The sequence below is a fragment of the Neobacillus muris genome (genome assembly GCF_943193175.1).
GTDB lineage: Bacteria > Bacillota > Bacilli > Bacillales > Cytobacillaceae > Neobacillus > Neobacillus muris.
Genome location: NZ_CALPDF010000066.1, coordinates 1 through 14,501 on the forward strand (window position 1 = coordinate 1; position 14,501 = coordinate 14,501).

General features: G+C 42.1%; 14 protein-coding genes and 2 pseudogenes. 11 read left to right on the forward strand and 5 right to left on the reverse strand.

Features of this window, described 5'->3' with window-relative positions; translation table 11 throughout:
* Positions 1-71: 71 nt before the first annotated feature.
* Positions 72-2,468, reverse strand: a pseudogene (ppsA, locus tag NFS43_RS23480) (phosphoenolpyruvate synthase); the annotation flags it as partial.
* A 225-nt stretch (positions 2,469-2,693) separates the two neighbouring features.
* Positions 2,694-3,551 carry an NAD(P)/FAD-dependent oxidoreductase gene (locus NFS43_RS23485; protein WP_251555374.1) on the reverse strand — a complete coding sequence of 286 codons (858 nt, stop codon included), beginning with the start codon at positions 3,549-3,551 and terminating at the stop codon, positions 2,694-2,696.
* Between the two features lie 229 nt (positions 3,552-3,780).
* Here NFS43_RS23485 and NFS43_RS23490 point away from each other — a divergent pair, with 229 nt between their 5' ends.
* The 7 genes and pseudogenes from NFS43_RS23490 to NFS43_RS23515 all read left to right on the forward strand — a co-directional run bounded on the left by NFS43_RS23490 (position 3,781) and on the right by NFS43_RS23515 (position 8,332).
* Complete coding sequence (locus NFS43_RS23490; protein WP_251555375.1) at positions 3,781-4,083, forward strand: hypothetical protein; 303 nt, start codon at positions 3,781-3,783, stop codon at positions 4,081-4,083.
* Positions 4,038-4,238: pseudogene (locus tag NFS43_RS24630) on the forward strand (transposase); the annotation flags it as partial. The gene NFS43_RS23490 and the pseudogene NFS43_RS24630, both read left to right, overlap by 46 nt.
* A 295-nt stretch (positions 4,239-4,533) precedes the next feature.
* Positions 4,534-4,914: a GntR family transcriptional regulator gene (locus NFS43_RS23495; RefSeq protein ID WP_251555376.1), complete on the forward strand. Its 381-nt coding sequence runs from the start codon at positions 4,534-4,536 to the stop codon at positions 4,912-4,914.
* Positions 4,915-4,916: 2 nt separating this feature from the next.
* Complete coding sequence (locus NFS43_RS23500) at positions 4,917-5,606, forward strand: ATP-binding cassette domain-containing protein (protein WP_251555377.1); 690 nt, start codon at positions 4,917-4,919, stop codon at positions 5,604-5,606.
* A complete protein-coding gene (locus NFS43_RS23505; RefSeq protein WP_251555378.1) occupies positions 5,603-6,436 on the forward strand; it encodes a hypothetical protein in 834 nt (277 codons plus the stop codon). Before NFS43_RS23500 ends, NFS43_RS23505 begins: the two co-directional genes overlap by 4 nt.
* 11 nt (positions 6,437-6,447) lie before the next feature.
* Positions 6,448-7,680: a hypothetical protein gene (locus NFS43_RS23510; RefSeq protein WP_251555379.1), complete on the forward strand. Its 1,233-nt coding sequence runs from the start codon at positions 6,448-6,450 to the stop codon at positions 7,678-7,680.
* A gap of 109 nt (positions 7,681-7,789) precedes the next feature.
* On the forward strand, positions 7,790-8,332 hold the full coding sequence (locus tag NFS43_RS23515) for an RNA polymerase sigma factor (protein ID WP_251555380.1): 543 nt from the start codon (positions 7,790-7,792) through the stop codon (positions 8,330-8,332).
* A 75-nt stretch (positions 8,333-8,407) separates the two neighbouring features.
* On the opposite strand, the gene NFS43_RS23520 is transcribed toward NFS43_RS23515, so the two are convergent.
* Positions 8,408-8,644, reverse strand: coding sequence for a hypothetical protein (locus NFS43_RS23520; RefSeq protein WP_251555381.1), 237 nt, complete (start codon positions 8,642-8,644; stop codon positions 8,408-8,410).
* 415 nt (positions 8,645-9,059) lie between these two features.
* Here NFS43_RS23520 and NFS43_RS23525 point away from each other — a divergent pair, with 415 nt between their 5' ends.
* The 3 genes from NFS43_RS23525 to NFS43_RS23535 all read left to right on the forward strand — a co-directional run bounded on the left by NFS43_RS23525 (position 9,060) and on the right by NFS43_RS23535 (position 10,924).
* On the forward strand, positions 9,060-9,863 hold the full coding sequence (locus NFS43_RS23525) for a hypothetical protein (protein WP_251555382.1): 804 nt from the start codon (positions 9,060-9,062) through the stop codon (positions 9,861-9,863).
* Positions 9,864-10,109: 246 nt separating this feature from the next.
* Positions 10,110-10,346, forward strand: a complete 237-nt coding sequence (locus tag NFS43_RS24490) for a YjcZ family sporulation protein (protein WP_277614003.1) — start codon at positions 10,110-10,112, stop codon at positions 10,344-10,346.
* 164 nt (positions 10,347-10,510) lie between these two features.
* Positions 10,511-10,924, forward strand: a complete 414-nt coding sequence (locus NFS43_RS23535; RefSeq protein ID WP_251555384.1) for a collagen-like protein — start codon at positions 10,511-10,513, stop codon at positions 10,922-10,924.
* Positions 10,925-11,478: 554 nt separating this feature from the next.
* On the opposite strand, the gene NFS43_RS23540 is transcribed toward NFS43_RS23535, so the two are convergent.
* Both NFS43_RS23540 and NFS43_RS23545 read right to left on the reverse strand, forming a co-directional pair.
* The gene (locus tag NFS43_RS23540; protein ID WP_251555386.1) at positions 11,479-11,757 is read right to left on the reverse strand and encodes a hypothetical protein; all 279 of its coding nucleotides are present in this window, start codon (positions 11,755-11,757) and stop codon (positions 11,479-11,481) included.
* A gap of 26 nt (positions 11,758-11,783) precedes the next feature.
* Complete coding sequence (locus NFS43_RS23545; protein ID WP_251555388.1) at positions 11,784-12,692, reverse strand: substrate-binding domain-containing protein; 909 nt, start codon at positions 12,690-12,692, stop codon at positions 11,784-11,786.
* A 226-nt stretch (positions 12,693-12,918) separates the two neighbouring features.
* On the opposite strand from NFS43_RS23545, the gene NFS43_RS23550 reads away from it, so the two are divergent.
* Positions 12,919-14,418, forward strand: a complete 1,500-nt coding sequence (locus NFS43_RS23550; RefSeq protein ID WP_277614004.1) for a sugar ABC transporter ATP-binding protein — start codon at positions 12,919-12,921, stop codon at positions 14,416-14,418.
* The last annotated feature ends 83 nt before the right edge of the window (positions 14,419-14,501 follow it).

Genomic DNA, 14,501 nt, shown 5'->3' on the forward strand with positions numbered 1-14,501 from the left:
AACATGTCGAAAAATATTTTTTTGTCACTTCACCAACGGGTCAAACCGTTGATATATCAACATTTATAGAGGGAGGTGACTAATATATCTCCTTCTTCCAGTTCCGCCTCTTCCATGTGTAAAATAACACGTGCACGACCTTCTATGACTCCGGAAGAAACAGGCAGCCCGGCCATCGCTTCGGCTGGGAGATGTTCTCGTTTGTACGTGCCTGTCATGATTTCTCCTTCAGATGTGATAACACGCGGGGGAGTCAGTTTTTCATATCCTTTATAATCGTCTTTTCGCTTATGGATGACCTCGTTATCCAGCTTCTTTGTGCGTACGGCTGCGTGGAATTCTTCAAATGTGAGATAGTAGATATCTTCTTTTTCATGAATAAGTCCAGCATGCACGAGCTGTTCGGCTTCTTTCAGTAAAGCCTGCTTATAAACGAAGTAGCGATTAATCATGCCGTATTTGGGATATTCACGATACCCGATGAAATTCCGGATCCGGTCGATCATTCGTCTGGTGTCTCGGGCCTTTTGTTCACCTTCCGGCAATGGCTTCAATCGATCTAATAACTCTTGCGCTTTTTTCAAAGCCTCCTGTTTCCCTTGCTTAAATTTCCGCTTGCCGGCATCCGGCTCGAAGTTTTTGATGTTACTGAGAATCATCGGGACGAGGGTAAGCGGTTTTTCGCTCCAACGCGTGTTGGTGATATCGATTTCTCCGGGACATCGCATGCCATATTGGTTGAGATAATCGATAATGGCATCCTGGGCAGCACGTCCGCCATCAAACGGAACCAGTTCATCCAAAAAGCTATCATCTTTTACCTGCTGCAAAAACTCAATTACTTCTGGATAAGGGCGAATTACATCGGCAACGTCCAAAAGTGCCAAACCCATTTCTGAAGTAATATTGTTTGGTACAGATTGGGATAGCGTGTCGGCTGCGTTTTTTTCACCTAACCACTCGTACATTTTTTCATTGATCCAGTGGGTAGCATGGATTGCAGACATAAATACGGCTGTACTTTGCGGGTCAAATAAAATCTTCTTTAACTCTTTGATATCCTCTAAAATAAAATCAAATAGATCCGATCCTGATTTCGTTTGAATGTTTTGTTTTAACGCTTCTATCGACGCTTGGCTGCGCTGAATCAACTCATGAACAATGGCTGGATTGATTTCGATTTCTTCCGGGCTATCTGTATGGTTTCTGCTTTGACTCGGCGCTTTTGGATCATGTGGCAGCGATTGGATAAAATCTCCCCGCTCTATCACAGCCGTAAGGGCGTCTTTCATGAGCGGATCGTGCTGTTCCATGGTAGTTAATAGCCTGTTTCTGCTGTCAGGCGAAGATAGCATAGGTGTGACATCGACATACAGCCAGCCGCCCGCTTTACGCATAGGTGCAGGAGTTATCAGCAGGTGAAAGGATAATCCCAATGGTTTTAAGGGCGATGTCATCATTTGTTGATGGCCGACAGATACATAGACGCGATTTTCTTGATCATTCGCTTCGGGGATGGGGAAAAGCGTCGTGATCGGGCGGCTCTGGACGATATAAAATGTATCATCCACCAAACACCATTCGATATCCTGCGGATAGCCAAAATATGCTTCGATCTGTCTTCCGATGCGTGCCAGCTGGATAATTTGCTGGTCAGTAAGTGTTTGAGTCCTTTGCTGCTGCTGATTGACCGGAACGGTTTCTGTTCCGCCTTCCTTTCGTCCGTAGACCGCCCATTTTTTTGCCGAGATTCTCTTATCAACGATTTTATTCTCTTTCACCTTATAACAATCGGCAGTTACCATGCCGGAGACCAGCGCTTCTCCAAGTCCAAAGCTCGCATCGATGGATAGCAGCTTGCGGCTGGAGGTAATCGGATCAGCCGTAAAGATGATCCCTGAAGCCTGGGGGAAAACCATCCGTTGAACGATAACGGATAAATAAACTTGACGGTGGTCCATTCTATTTTGGATACGGTAAATAATTGCCCGTTCCGTAAATAGAGATGCCCAGCATTTTTTTATATGCTGGAGGATGGTGTCTTTTCCGATGATATTTAAATAGGTGTCATGCTGGCCCGCAAAGGAGGCATAGGGCAAATCTTCGGCAGTCGCACTAGAACGCACCGAATAAGCGTGGTGATTGCCAAACTGTGAGAGATAGTGAGTAATGGTTTTTTCAACATCGGAAGGAATTTCTGCCTCCATGAGGAGTTGCCGCATCTTTCTGCTGATTTCGCCCAGTTGATCTCGGTCTTTTGCTTTAAGGATGGTTAGTTGATCCAATAATGCTTGAAACGTTTTGTTTTGCTCGATGACTCTTTGATAGGCCGTGGTTGTCACGCAAAATCCATCTGGTACTTGTATTCCTTGCATTTTTGCTAGTTTCCCTAGATTTTGCCCTTTTCCGCCAATGAGCATATGCTGTGATTTTTCTATTTCCTGAAAACCGAGAACTAAAGAGCTCATTCTATTTCCCTCCAAGAAATTTCAGTCAAGTTCTATTGCATTTTAGCAGGTGTAAAGGAGAACAAAAAGGCTGTTTTTACCATTTTTTGTATGGTATAATTAGAGTAGGGAGAGTAGTGCCTGTCACCGCCCGAATTTTGTCGAAGATTTAAAATAATTGTAAACAAATGGAACGTCTTAGTTCATAAAAAAGCCTCCTTTTTTAGAAGGAGGCTTTTTTGGTTGTTAGCTGATCGAACGGCCTAGTTCATAGCCTTCGCTAGTGGCCTGCATGACTTGACCGACTGTTTTGGCATCCCCAATGGTATGAACCGTATAGCCTGCTTCCATTAATTCGGCCGCAAGACTATTTTCAGATCGAGCCCCTAAGGCGACAACCACCGTATCCGCGATCATTTCGAGTTCCTTCCCGTCATGAACACCTTTTGTTTTAACAAAGCCAGGCTTGATTTCTGTAATGGCGGTATTTGTGAAAATGTTGACTTTATGCTGTTCTAGGGCCCTTAATAATTGAATTCTTGGTTCATTGGCTTCATTCAAGGCGATGTCAGGCAGCATTTCCACCAAGGTCACCTTTTTATGCTGTACGCCTAGATGGTGAGCTGCTTCTGCTCCTACCTGGCCGCCGCCAATCATGATGATATGGTTTCCGACATTCACATTTCCGGCCAATACATCATTGGCTGTTATAACATGCGGCAGGTCAATGCCTGGGATAGGAGGCAAGAACGGTTTCGCTCCTGTTGCGACAATGACGACGTCCACTTTTTCAGATAGATTTTTTAAATAATCAGCTGACACATATGTATTGTATTCAATTTCAACCCCGAGCTTTCGCAGCTGTGTCACCTGCCAATTGATGAAATCAACAATTTCCCCTTTGCCAGCAGGGATGGCGGCTAAGCGGAATTGTCCGCCGGCATAATGGGCCTTTTCATACACTTTCACGTCATGTCCTGCTTGAGCGGCTGTAATCGCTGCTTCCAGGCCGGCTGGTCCAGCGCCGACGATGACGACTTTTTTCGGATTGGTTGTTGGTTCAATTTCACAATTGGCTTCATTGCCTAATGTCGGGTTTAACACACATCTGATTTCTTTGTTTTCATTGTACTGGTGCCTGTCACCGCCCGAATTTTGTCGAAGTTTGCTTGGTTGCTAATGGTACCGGAAGTGGTAGAATGGGGTGTAGCGTTCGACTTCCGTAATTTTTCCTCTTTTGTTTTTTCTCCTTCCTTTCATTATTTCTCTTACTCTTCCTTACATAGAAATCCCTTTATGTGCGGGCTATTTAATAATTTCAGGAGGCTGTTTTATGACCGAAAAGGTTTCATGTATTGGGTTAACAGGCTACATTCTTGCCTTACAGTCTATTAACCTTGATCAACCTGCCGATCGGCAAGATTCTTCTAAAAAAATCAACAAGCGGGTTGAGTCCGCACGGGTTTTTCAATTTCAGCTTCATCAGCAAGAAATTACCAATGAGAAGGTACCTTATGAAAACCAAGCTATCTGGGAAGTGATTACACTTAGACGCTGGAAGTACCAAAGAAAGCAAAGTATTGCGAGGGAGAAGATAAACGAGGGATGCTGGAAGTCAGCCGTTACATCCATTTAAATCCCGTGAAAGCCAAAATGGTCAGGCGGGAGGAACACTATCCATGGAGCAGCTTTCGCTTATACAAGTATTCGGAGACCATTCCCCCATGTTTTATGAACATGGAAAGTCTGCTGGATTATTATAAATCAAAAGTTAATCAGACGTTTGTTTAAACGACAATATTTTTAGACTCCACCTCGGAAAAAACCATTTATTTCGGGCTTTCTGCAGGGTTTAAATAAACGTTTCATTTTCTCTTCCCTTGTCATTTTTTCAGTCTTTTTGGAATTCGGAAACCATCGATAGGATGAATGGAAGACCATTTCGAAAAACTTTTGGATAAAAAAATCAGAAGAGGATTGACCGCCTTAATGTATTAAGCATATAATACACATATAGTGTATGAACTACTTAATACACACACTTAGAACATGTAGTCACTTATAAGGTCATATAGGAGTTGTTTCGATGAATGTAAATTTTAATAATCGTGATCCGGTCTATTTGCAGATTGTTCGGTACTTTAAGGAAAAAATCGCAATTGGTGAATTGGAGCCGGGAGAGGAAATCCCATCGAGACGAGAGTTGGCAAATCGGATGAAAGTGAACCCTAATACTGCGCAGCGGGCGTACAAGGAAATGGAGGAACAGGGCTTGATTTATACGGAAAAGAATCACCCAAGCAGAATCACAACAGACAAAAAAATATTAGGACAAGTGCGGGAGGAACTGCTTGTTGAAGCCGTTGATCTGTTTGTGACCTCTGTCCGTTCCATTAATGTACCAGTCGAGGAACTGCTGGAATTAGTCAGAATCAAGTACACCACCCATGATGATAAGGAGGCTTAAGCATGATTGAAGTAAAAGCGGTTGAAAAGAGCTTTGGACGCAAGAAAATTTTAAAAGGACTATCTTTCACGGCGAACAAGGGTGAAATCACTTGCATCATTGGGATCAACGGAGTTGGGAAGACGACGATCTTAAATGCCATTATGTCGCTTACCCCCATTAATAAAGGCCAGATTTTAATCGACGGACAACCGGTGACGAAACATACATTTGAAAAAATCACCTTCATCCCGGATGCCATTACCATGCTGCCGCAGATGACCATAGCAGAGGCTATGGAGTTTATGAAAGACTTCTATACCTGTTGGAATCAGGAACGTGCCACCGAATTACTTGGTTTTTTCAGGCTTAATTTAAGCGACCGGATTTCCTCCTTATCCAAAGGAAATACAGCCAAGGTGAATCTGCTGCTTGGACTGGCGCTGGATGTCGATTATGTCCTCATGGATGAACCGTTCTCCGGCATTGACATGTTCAGTCGGGAGGAAATTGCCAATGTGTTCACAAGTCATTTGATTGAAAATCGCGGCGTCATCATTACGACACATGAAGTAGGGGATATTGAGCATTTAATCGATAAGGTGGTCCTATTAGAGGATGGAAAAGTGATCAAGGAATTCAGCGCAGAAGAGAAGCGGGAAACCGAAGGGAAGTCTGTCATTGATGTGATGAGAGAGGTGTATCAGAGATGAAAAACTATCTGAAGCTGGTAAACTTTGAATTTAACCGGATTGCCAAACTATTTGCCGTCTTGCTGGGGATTACCTTGGTGGTGCAGCTGACAGGGGTTATGGTGATATCAAAGGGTTATCTAAACATGGCTAATGAAAAAATCTATGAGGAGATGATGACGAAAGCACAGTTTCTAGAGGATTTTGGCCGGATGAGCTTTATACAGATTGTCAAAAGCGTTTGGTTCATGGGGCCCATCGCGTTATGTATCGCTGGTGTTGCCTTTTACATATTTCTCATTTGGTATCGGGATTGGGTTGGAAAGAACACCTTTATTTATCGGTTATTAATGCTGCCCACAGCAAGATTGAATGTTTTTTATGCCAAGATGACGTCGATCCTCCTCATGACCTTTGGTTTAGTCGCCTTTCAACTGATCTTGCTGCCCATCGAGAATGCAGTGATGAAAGGCATGGTGCCTGATGAATTCAGGGTGGATATGGGTGTGATCCAAATAGTGAACAGTGTACCCGAATTAGCACTGATTATTCCAAATAGCATCGTGGAGCTTATCTTGTATTATGGAGCGGGATTGATGGTGGTCGCGATTCTGTTTACCGCGATCTTAATGGAAAGAAGTTTCAGATGGAAGGGAATTTTTGCCGGTCTTCTTTTTAGCGCTTTAGCTATAGTGGTATTGATTGCTCCCTTACTTTTACAAGCGTTTGTTCTAAATAGTTTTTTCTATCCAATTGAATTGTTAGGAATTGAAATCGTCATCGGTTTGATCGTACTCGCAGCCTCTATTTGGATGAGTGGATTTTTATTAAGGAAAAAGATCACCGTATAAGGAGTGTTAACATGAGAAAATATTGGAAATTCACTGCCATCTTCGCCGTGATTGTACTCAGCATCGGAACGTTCTATGTGAACTCCGCCAGGTCAGCGGAACAATATCCGGAGTTTGAGATCCAAACCGTAAGCGGTGATGCAAAAGAGGTAAAGCCAGTGGTGTTAGAGGGAGCTTATACCAATACTTCCTCCATGAATTATGTAAGTACGAACGTCAAGATCAGTGCAAAGGGGTCTGCCTATAATAGCCGCTCCTTTTTAGATCAAATAGTCGGACAATCTCCGACTTTGATTAAGGAATTTCAGAAAAAATATCATACCTTTATGCGCGGCAAAAATTCAATGGTTAACTCGTTTTTTGAGGATCAGCAGTTCCTGGTTTACGCAGATGTAGAGAATAAGGTGAGTTCATTACTATCACATGATTTTACGTTTCAACTATCGGTGTTAAATAAAGAGGATGACAGCATCAGCTCGTTCAAGGTGAAGGTTCCAGAGGCGGGAGAACTGGACCATATTTTTGTGGAGGATGTCCAACTGATGGGGGATGAGATTATCCTGATCACCCAAAACACGATGAGAGAGAATGATACCTTCTATGATGAAAAACATATCTATACGATTGAGAGGGGAAATCATAAAATAACCAGCCACGAGGCCATTATTCAGGTTCCACAAGGGCAGCTGGATACCCGTATCGACGTAGAGCTTGTTCGAACAAGCCCGGCAAAAGCGAACGACCATCTGATCATGGTAAAGACGGAGAGAAAAGTGATGGAAGATCCGGATGGGGATGCCATGACAGAAGAAGTGATCCATCAGGAGATCCTTTCCTACGATTTACAAACAAAAGAAAAGGAAACGATAAATCTGCCAGACTTGCAATTAGATGAGAACCAGCTGAGCTTCTATGATGGTGCTGTCATTTATTTCATGACAATAGAGGGGCAAGAGCTTGTCGTCACTCCATATAGTTTGGCAGACAATCAAGCAGGTCAGGTCTATCGGATCCCGCTCTCAGGGGAGGAAGGGATTGCCCATGGCCAAATGACAACCGTAAAAGGCGGTAAACTCTATGTGGCTTCCTCACAAATGAGTCCCGGCTTAAAGATAGATGCTGATGTAATTGTTGCGGATGCGCAAACAGGAAAAACGCTTTTTAAAGGGAAATTAGCTGTAAAGGATGCATCGGAGCAGCCAGAGAATTTTGAGGTATATCTGAATGAAATTGTGGTGAAGTAGGATTTTAGTGGTGCCTGGCACCACCCGAATTTTGTCGAAGATTGATGGATAAGTTAGGATGCTAGGCGGAGGGAGGTTCTCTCTCTTTCTAGAAAAATAGGAGGCTATTGTGGAAGCAGATTCGAATCAAGCCTTTTTTCTAGCCGGATTTGATCAAAGGATGAATGAACAACAGCTAAATGAGCTCTATAGGGAATATAAAAAGAGGGTGTATGGCCTCGCCCTTTCCTATGTAAAAGATACCTATCTGGCAGAAGACCTTTCCCATGAAATTCTGGTGAAATGCTATTTGACCCGAAAACAGTTTAACGGCAATTGTTCCTTCTCTTCGTGGCTGTATCGAATGGCAAGAAATCATTGTATTGATTTTTTGCGGAAAGCCTGCCGTCATCGGGATCTGTTATATGGAGATATCGAGCTGTTAGACCATACAGAAGTGTGTACGCCTGAGTTTGAGGCTTTAACTCGCTGTGAGAAAGAAGAGCTCCAAAACAAATTAAGGCAGCTGCCTTCGAAGTATGAAGAGGTCATTACGCTCTACTACTTGAAGGAGCGATCCTTGAAGGAAATGGAAGAACAGTTAAATGTAAAGCTTTCGACCATTAAAACAAGGCTGTTCCGGGCAAAGCGAATGTTGCGGGAGATGTATTAGGTGCCTGGCGCCACTCGAATTTTGTCGAACATTGATAGACTTTTGATCGTTAAAGGGGCCAGGCCCCTTAATGGATTATTCTGGTCTATTCCTCTTTTCTTTCAGCTGTTTCCTTAAATCATTCAGGGCTAAGCGAATAGAGGTGTCTTTATCGATACTGACCCCGAGTCCATCGAATTCATCGTAGGCGGGGGAGTGAATGGCAGCGCAGCTTTTGTAGCCTTCGGGGACTTTGAAAATCTCGACCTTAATGATGGTTTCATTGTCGACACGCAATTTTTGTATTTCAAAATCATGGATGGAATAGTTCATTTTAACACTCTCCTTTTCGGTTTTTTCGTTTACGTCCGTTTCGATTCCTTTGACGGCGCTCCTTTCAATGCCTGTGTGGTTTGCGAGAATGGTTTCGTCAAGAGAAGTCCTGTTATATGGATCGTACCTTATATTTTGATCATTGGATGTGAATCTTTTATGAAAGATTTTAAGGAGGGAGTGTAGTGAACCAAACTAAATTCGTCATAACTTAGTACCATCCAACAAACAGTGGAAATGTGGGGCGCTAGTAAGAAACGGGCGATTGGTCAGTATGACGATGAACTGAAATAAACGGGTTGCTGCGGCGTCCCGTTTTTTTTAATGGGCTTCTGGGGAGTTGAACAAGAATAATCGTACATCATTTTCCCAAAACTAAAATGAGAGTTTATTAAAAGCATGGAGGTTGCCCATGTTGAGGAAATATCATGTTGTTATTCTATTCCTCATTGGATGTTTGCTTCATTCATCCAGCCAAATGGCTGAAGCAAAGAAGAATGCCAATCAGCAGGTCTCTTTTTTGGAACAATTAATGGCACACACAATAAAGCATGATGAGGTTCAAACCATTAAAATGGAAAATGATTTGGGGCAACAGCGTGAATTCAGTATCACCGATGGTTTTCAAGAACGTGTGCTCCGAAAAGTCGTACACTGGCTTCATCATTCTAGCCAAGTAAAAGGGACAATTGAGGTATCTGTAAGGAATCCCGCTAATAGAATGACGTTAACGATGGTAAATAAAGAGGTGATTACCATTGAGCCTGCTTATACGTGTGCAGCTGCCGATAAACGCCAAATCTGCACGGCTAAGGATGGAGAATTAATTGTTTCGGAAAATAACCTAAAAATCCGATTAAAGTCACAGCCTCTTTATGATTGGCTCGCGGTTGGGTGGAGGAACGAATTAGACGGACCTACTAAAGAAGAGCTGCTTGAAGAAGCATTGTTTACACGTTATCTAAATGAATTGGGCCCAGCCTATTCGGATTTTTTTATGTGTCCAAAGATCAGAATTGAACCTATTGATGGGGATCCCAGGAGACATCTCATTTTTGCCAGTGCTTTAAACTACTCAGGACATCACGGCGGTAATTTTGATAAACTGACTTTTTCAGTAAGTGATTCTAACCTAACAGGATTGCAAGTGACCAATGTAAAAATAGATAAACATATTTCGCAAGATGAAATCGAAAAACAATGCCAAAGTTTCGATTAAGACGTAAGGGGGTGTTTCTTTTGAACGGGGAACGCTTCTTTTTTTTGGGGACATTTCGGAAAATCAAAACCGCAGAAAAATTGAACGATGATAAGGTTAGGCATGGTTGATGGAGTAATATTCCTAAAATGATGGCCGCTGGGTGATGCCCATTTATCATATAGACCGGCTCCATTTTCCTAACTGGGTCTACTATATAATGTAGTGTCAAATTAGCTCGCGATCATTCGAAAGGAAGTGTGAAAAATGGATAATGCCATGCCGATTTCAAATGCTTTACCGAATGCCTTACCGAATGCTTTACCCAATGCCTTACCGATTGCTGCTGGTCCTGCTGTTCTTCCCCCGCCTCCAATGTCTTACTCCTACGCAGCACCTGTTTCTGCTGGCGGTTTTCCTGCAACGGGCTGCGGTGAGTTTATACTCATCATCGTGTTGTTTATTTTGTTAATTGTTGTTGGTGCCGTTTGTTTTTGCGGTTAAAAGCAGCGGCTGTTTCTAGGAAATAATCCTTATCTTTACTCTGGATGAGGATTATTTTCCTAAGGCGAATGGGCCGTATTTTAGAGCTGAATAAGCTTCACAAAGGAACATGATAACATACTAATACTTTAGAAATAAAGTTAAGATCAGGTGGTGGTTTTTTAATGTATCATTATGCGGTATATTCCTATGATCAGCCATGGGAGCGTCAATTTTCAAGTTTGCCATTGCCATCGTTTCCGGGGCTGCCAGGCCTGCCGGGTTTTCCAGGGCCTGGTTCTACAGGACCTTCGGGTTTTCCGGGGCAGCCAGGATTACAAAGCCCACAAGCTCCAACGCTTCCTCCTCCGGCATTTGTTCCTCAGCAAGCGGCTGCTACGCCGTTTGCTGTTGATCCGGGAGGCATTCGGTTGTGCCTATTCCGTAATACTTTTATATGGCTCAGCAATGGAGAAGGATTTTGGTTTTATCCCGTTTTCGTTGGACCAAGATCTGTTGCCGGTTTCAGATGGAATGGCTGGTCCTGGATGATTTTTGGTATTGATACAAGGAGAATTGTTTCGTTTTCGTGTTTTTGAAGTCTATGAAAAAGGTCGTTTAGTTTGTGAATCTGTTAATGATAAAAGGCACTGCCTATGGCATTGAATAAAAAGGAAGTCCTTTTGCCCGTATGAAAGTGATGCCTTCAACTGGTATCACTTTTTATTATGGAAGCAGGAGGACCCGTTATTGTTCATCACTTTAACTGGGGCTAGGAAACTGTAATCACTTTTCTGGTAATTACGTGGTTGACCCATAAGCAATCCTATAGGGATATTTTTGCAGTTACTATTATCAAAACAATTGCCGTTTATCTGGTGACGGGTATCTTTTTGTATATCGCAGCAAAGGTATTCCATGGGCTGGCCAGGGGGTGCCTTTTTTGTCTATTTCAATTTCAGGAAATATTGGTGCTTAATTCCTGGAATATTGCTATTAATCTGCCGGTATAGTCTTCAAGCACATGATTGAGGACACTTCCAGAAAAAACAGAAGAAAAATGTCTTCAGGGGCCAGGACGGAGATAAAGCTTATTAAATTAACATATATCACGAATCTTATTATATTTTTTGTCTAACATGAAGGCAGCAGCTTACTTATTTCCAAATCGCTGCAATACCTTTCCTAAAAAAGCACTGCCAATGACGAATGTGCTGGTCCAAGAATGAATCAGGCTCAACGAAGAGATGATCCAAATTCCCCAAGTGAAGACAGTGAAAATAGAATGAACGATACTCAGGATTAATACTACTGTCGAGGCAGCAAAGCACAAAGTTTCTAATCTTTGTAAAAGCAGTTTAGCAGACTTCTCTTTTTCTATAAATTTTCCTTTTGTTAATTTCCTCTTTTGAATCCAATCCATCCCATTCAAATACTTACCTTCTGATTAGATAGAAATTATTGCTCTTTCATTCTTTTATCTAAGTAATAATCCACGTTTTCTTTTGTCACCAACCGATAAGGCAATAAGTATGAACGAGCGATTTGGCCCCGGCTGGCTAAAATTTTGGCTGCTTTAAGTGCCAGCATGGCTTGTCCTTCCGCATCTTGAAACACCGTTGCATCCAGCTCTCCGTTTTTAACCGCTAAGAGTGCATCCTGGATGCCATCGGTTCCAACCACGTGAATTTGATTGGTTAAATGATGATCCTTCAGGTATTTGCTTACTCCGAGTGCCATTTCATCATTCTGGGCCACGACTGCGTTTATTTGCTCCCCGTATTTTTTTACCCAGCTCTCCATTTGCTGATAGGCCTTCTCACTTGACCAATATCCGGACTGTTTTTCAAGAACATGGATATCTGGATATTTTTCCAGGACATTCTCAATGCCTTGAGCCCGCTGGAGCTGGGAGGATTGCTCCGTAATCCCCGTTAAAATAACGATATTTCCTTTTTTATTTAATGTTTCAGCGATATATTTCATCGCTATTTCACCGGCCTCAATGTCGTTTGAGCCAATATAGCATTGCATTTTGGCCGTATCAACGCTTGTGTTGATCCCAATCACGGGAATGCCTGCTTGTATGGCTAGATCGACCCCGATCGCTCCTGCCTTAAAGTCAATCGGATTTAGAATGAGCACATCGACCTTTTTTGAAATTAAATGCCTGATTTGGTCCAATTGTTTGGCCGCATTATTTTCAGAGTTATAGGTAATAAAGCGAATCCCTTCGTTTTCCGCGTTTTGCTCCATTATATTTTTAATCGTTGTCGGGAACTCGAAGTTTCCTAAAAATGTGGCTCCCACTAAGATGTCTGACTGAGGTGCGGTTGTGGACGTTTTTTTCCCTTTTACAGGATCCATAGTCGTGGAAAGGGGATGACAGCCTTCCAACATAAAAAGGAAAAAGATAAGCAGTAAGGTTGTTCCTTTGTTTATCATTCACGACACCTTTATCAAATGTGATTTTTTTGCCATACGAAAAAATATAAATAAATTTTCCGATTTTTATCAATATTATTATAACTTATTGAAATATAAAATCTAACTATGAAATCCATTATCAAAAAAATAATAGAGGGGGGATTTGATGGAGAGTAAAGCTGAATACATCCTTGAAATGAAAGGGATTACAAAAGGATTTCCGGGTGTCAATGCGTTAAGTGATGTCCAATTAAAGATCAGGCCAGGAACCGTCCATGCGTTAATGGGCGAGAATGGTGCGGGAAAATCGACCTTAATGAAGATTTTAATAGGCATGTATCCAGAGTATGAAGGTCAGATTTTTTATAACGGAAACCAGGTAAAATTTAAAGATATCAAACAGGCTTTAGATATAGGAATATCCATGATTCATCAGGAATTGACAGCGGTCGAGCATATGACGATTGCGGAAAACATTTTTCTTGGAAAAGAGCTGTCCTTCAAAAATGTCTGGATTAACGAAAAAGGAATGGTTCGAAAAACAAAAGAGCTGCTGGAACGGGTTGGATTACATTTGGACCCTAAAACCTTAATGAAGCATTTGAGTGTTTCGGAAAAACAAATGGTTGAAATTGCAAAAGCCGTTTCGTATGAGTCCAAAGTCATTATTATGGATGAACCCACATCCGCGATAACCGATCGCGAAGTGAACCAATTATTTAAAATGATTCATGAACTAAAAAACAATGATGTGGCTATTATCTATATTTCTCACAAAATGGATGAGATATTTAAAATTTCAGATGAAATAACCGTGCTTCGTGACGGTAAGTATATTGGAACCTATAAAACTGACAATCTTACCATTGACCAGCTGGTCGCACAAATGGTAGGCAGGGAGCTTACGGATCTATTCCCTCAAAGAAAGAAAGTATTGGGAGAGGAAGTTCTTCGTGTTAAGGGGCTAAAAAAAGAAAACGCTTACACTGATATTTCCTTTCATGTGCGCAGTGGGGAGATTATCGGAATCGCCGGCCTGATGGGTGCCGGACGAACCGAGGTGGTCAACACGATCTTTGGATTAGAGTCCTGCGATGAGGGAGAAATTGAGTTCAAAGGCAAAAAAGTCAAAATAAAATCGCCTGCAGATGCGATTAATTTAGGCATTAGTTTGGTAAGTGAGGACCGAAAGCGATTGGGTCTCGTATTGCCATTATCGGTAAGAGAAAACATGACATTGCCCAATTTGCATTTGATCTCAAACCCCTTTCATGTGGTGTCAAAGCGTAAAGAAAAAAATATCGTAAAGGGCATGATTCAGGATTTATCAATTAAGACCCCGACCGATGAACAATTGGTCAAAAATTTAAGCGGCGGCAATCAGCAAAAAATCGTTATAGCCAAGTCATTATTGAGAGACCCTGATGTAATCATATTAGATGAACCAACAAGGGGGATTGATATTGGCGCAAAATCGGAAATCTATCAATTAATCTCTAAATTGGCAGAGGCGGGTAAAGCCATCATTATGGTTTCTTCGGAATTACCTGAAGTTATAGGATTAAGCGACAGAATTCTTGTATTGCATGAAGGGAGATTAACAGGTGAGTTAACGAAAGAAGATGCTGACCAGGAAAAAATTATGAGGCTCGCCGTTGGAGGATAAACTTGCAGGTAGTGTCAAAAGTTCTATGAAAATTCAATAGGTTGGGTAGGTGCTTTTCCATTTTATTGGTGAAAAGGCCCCGC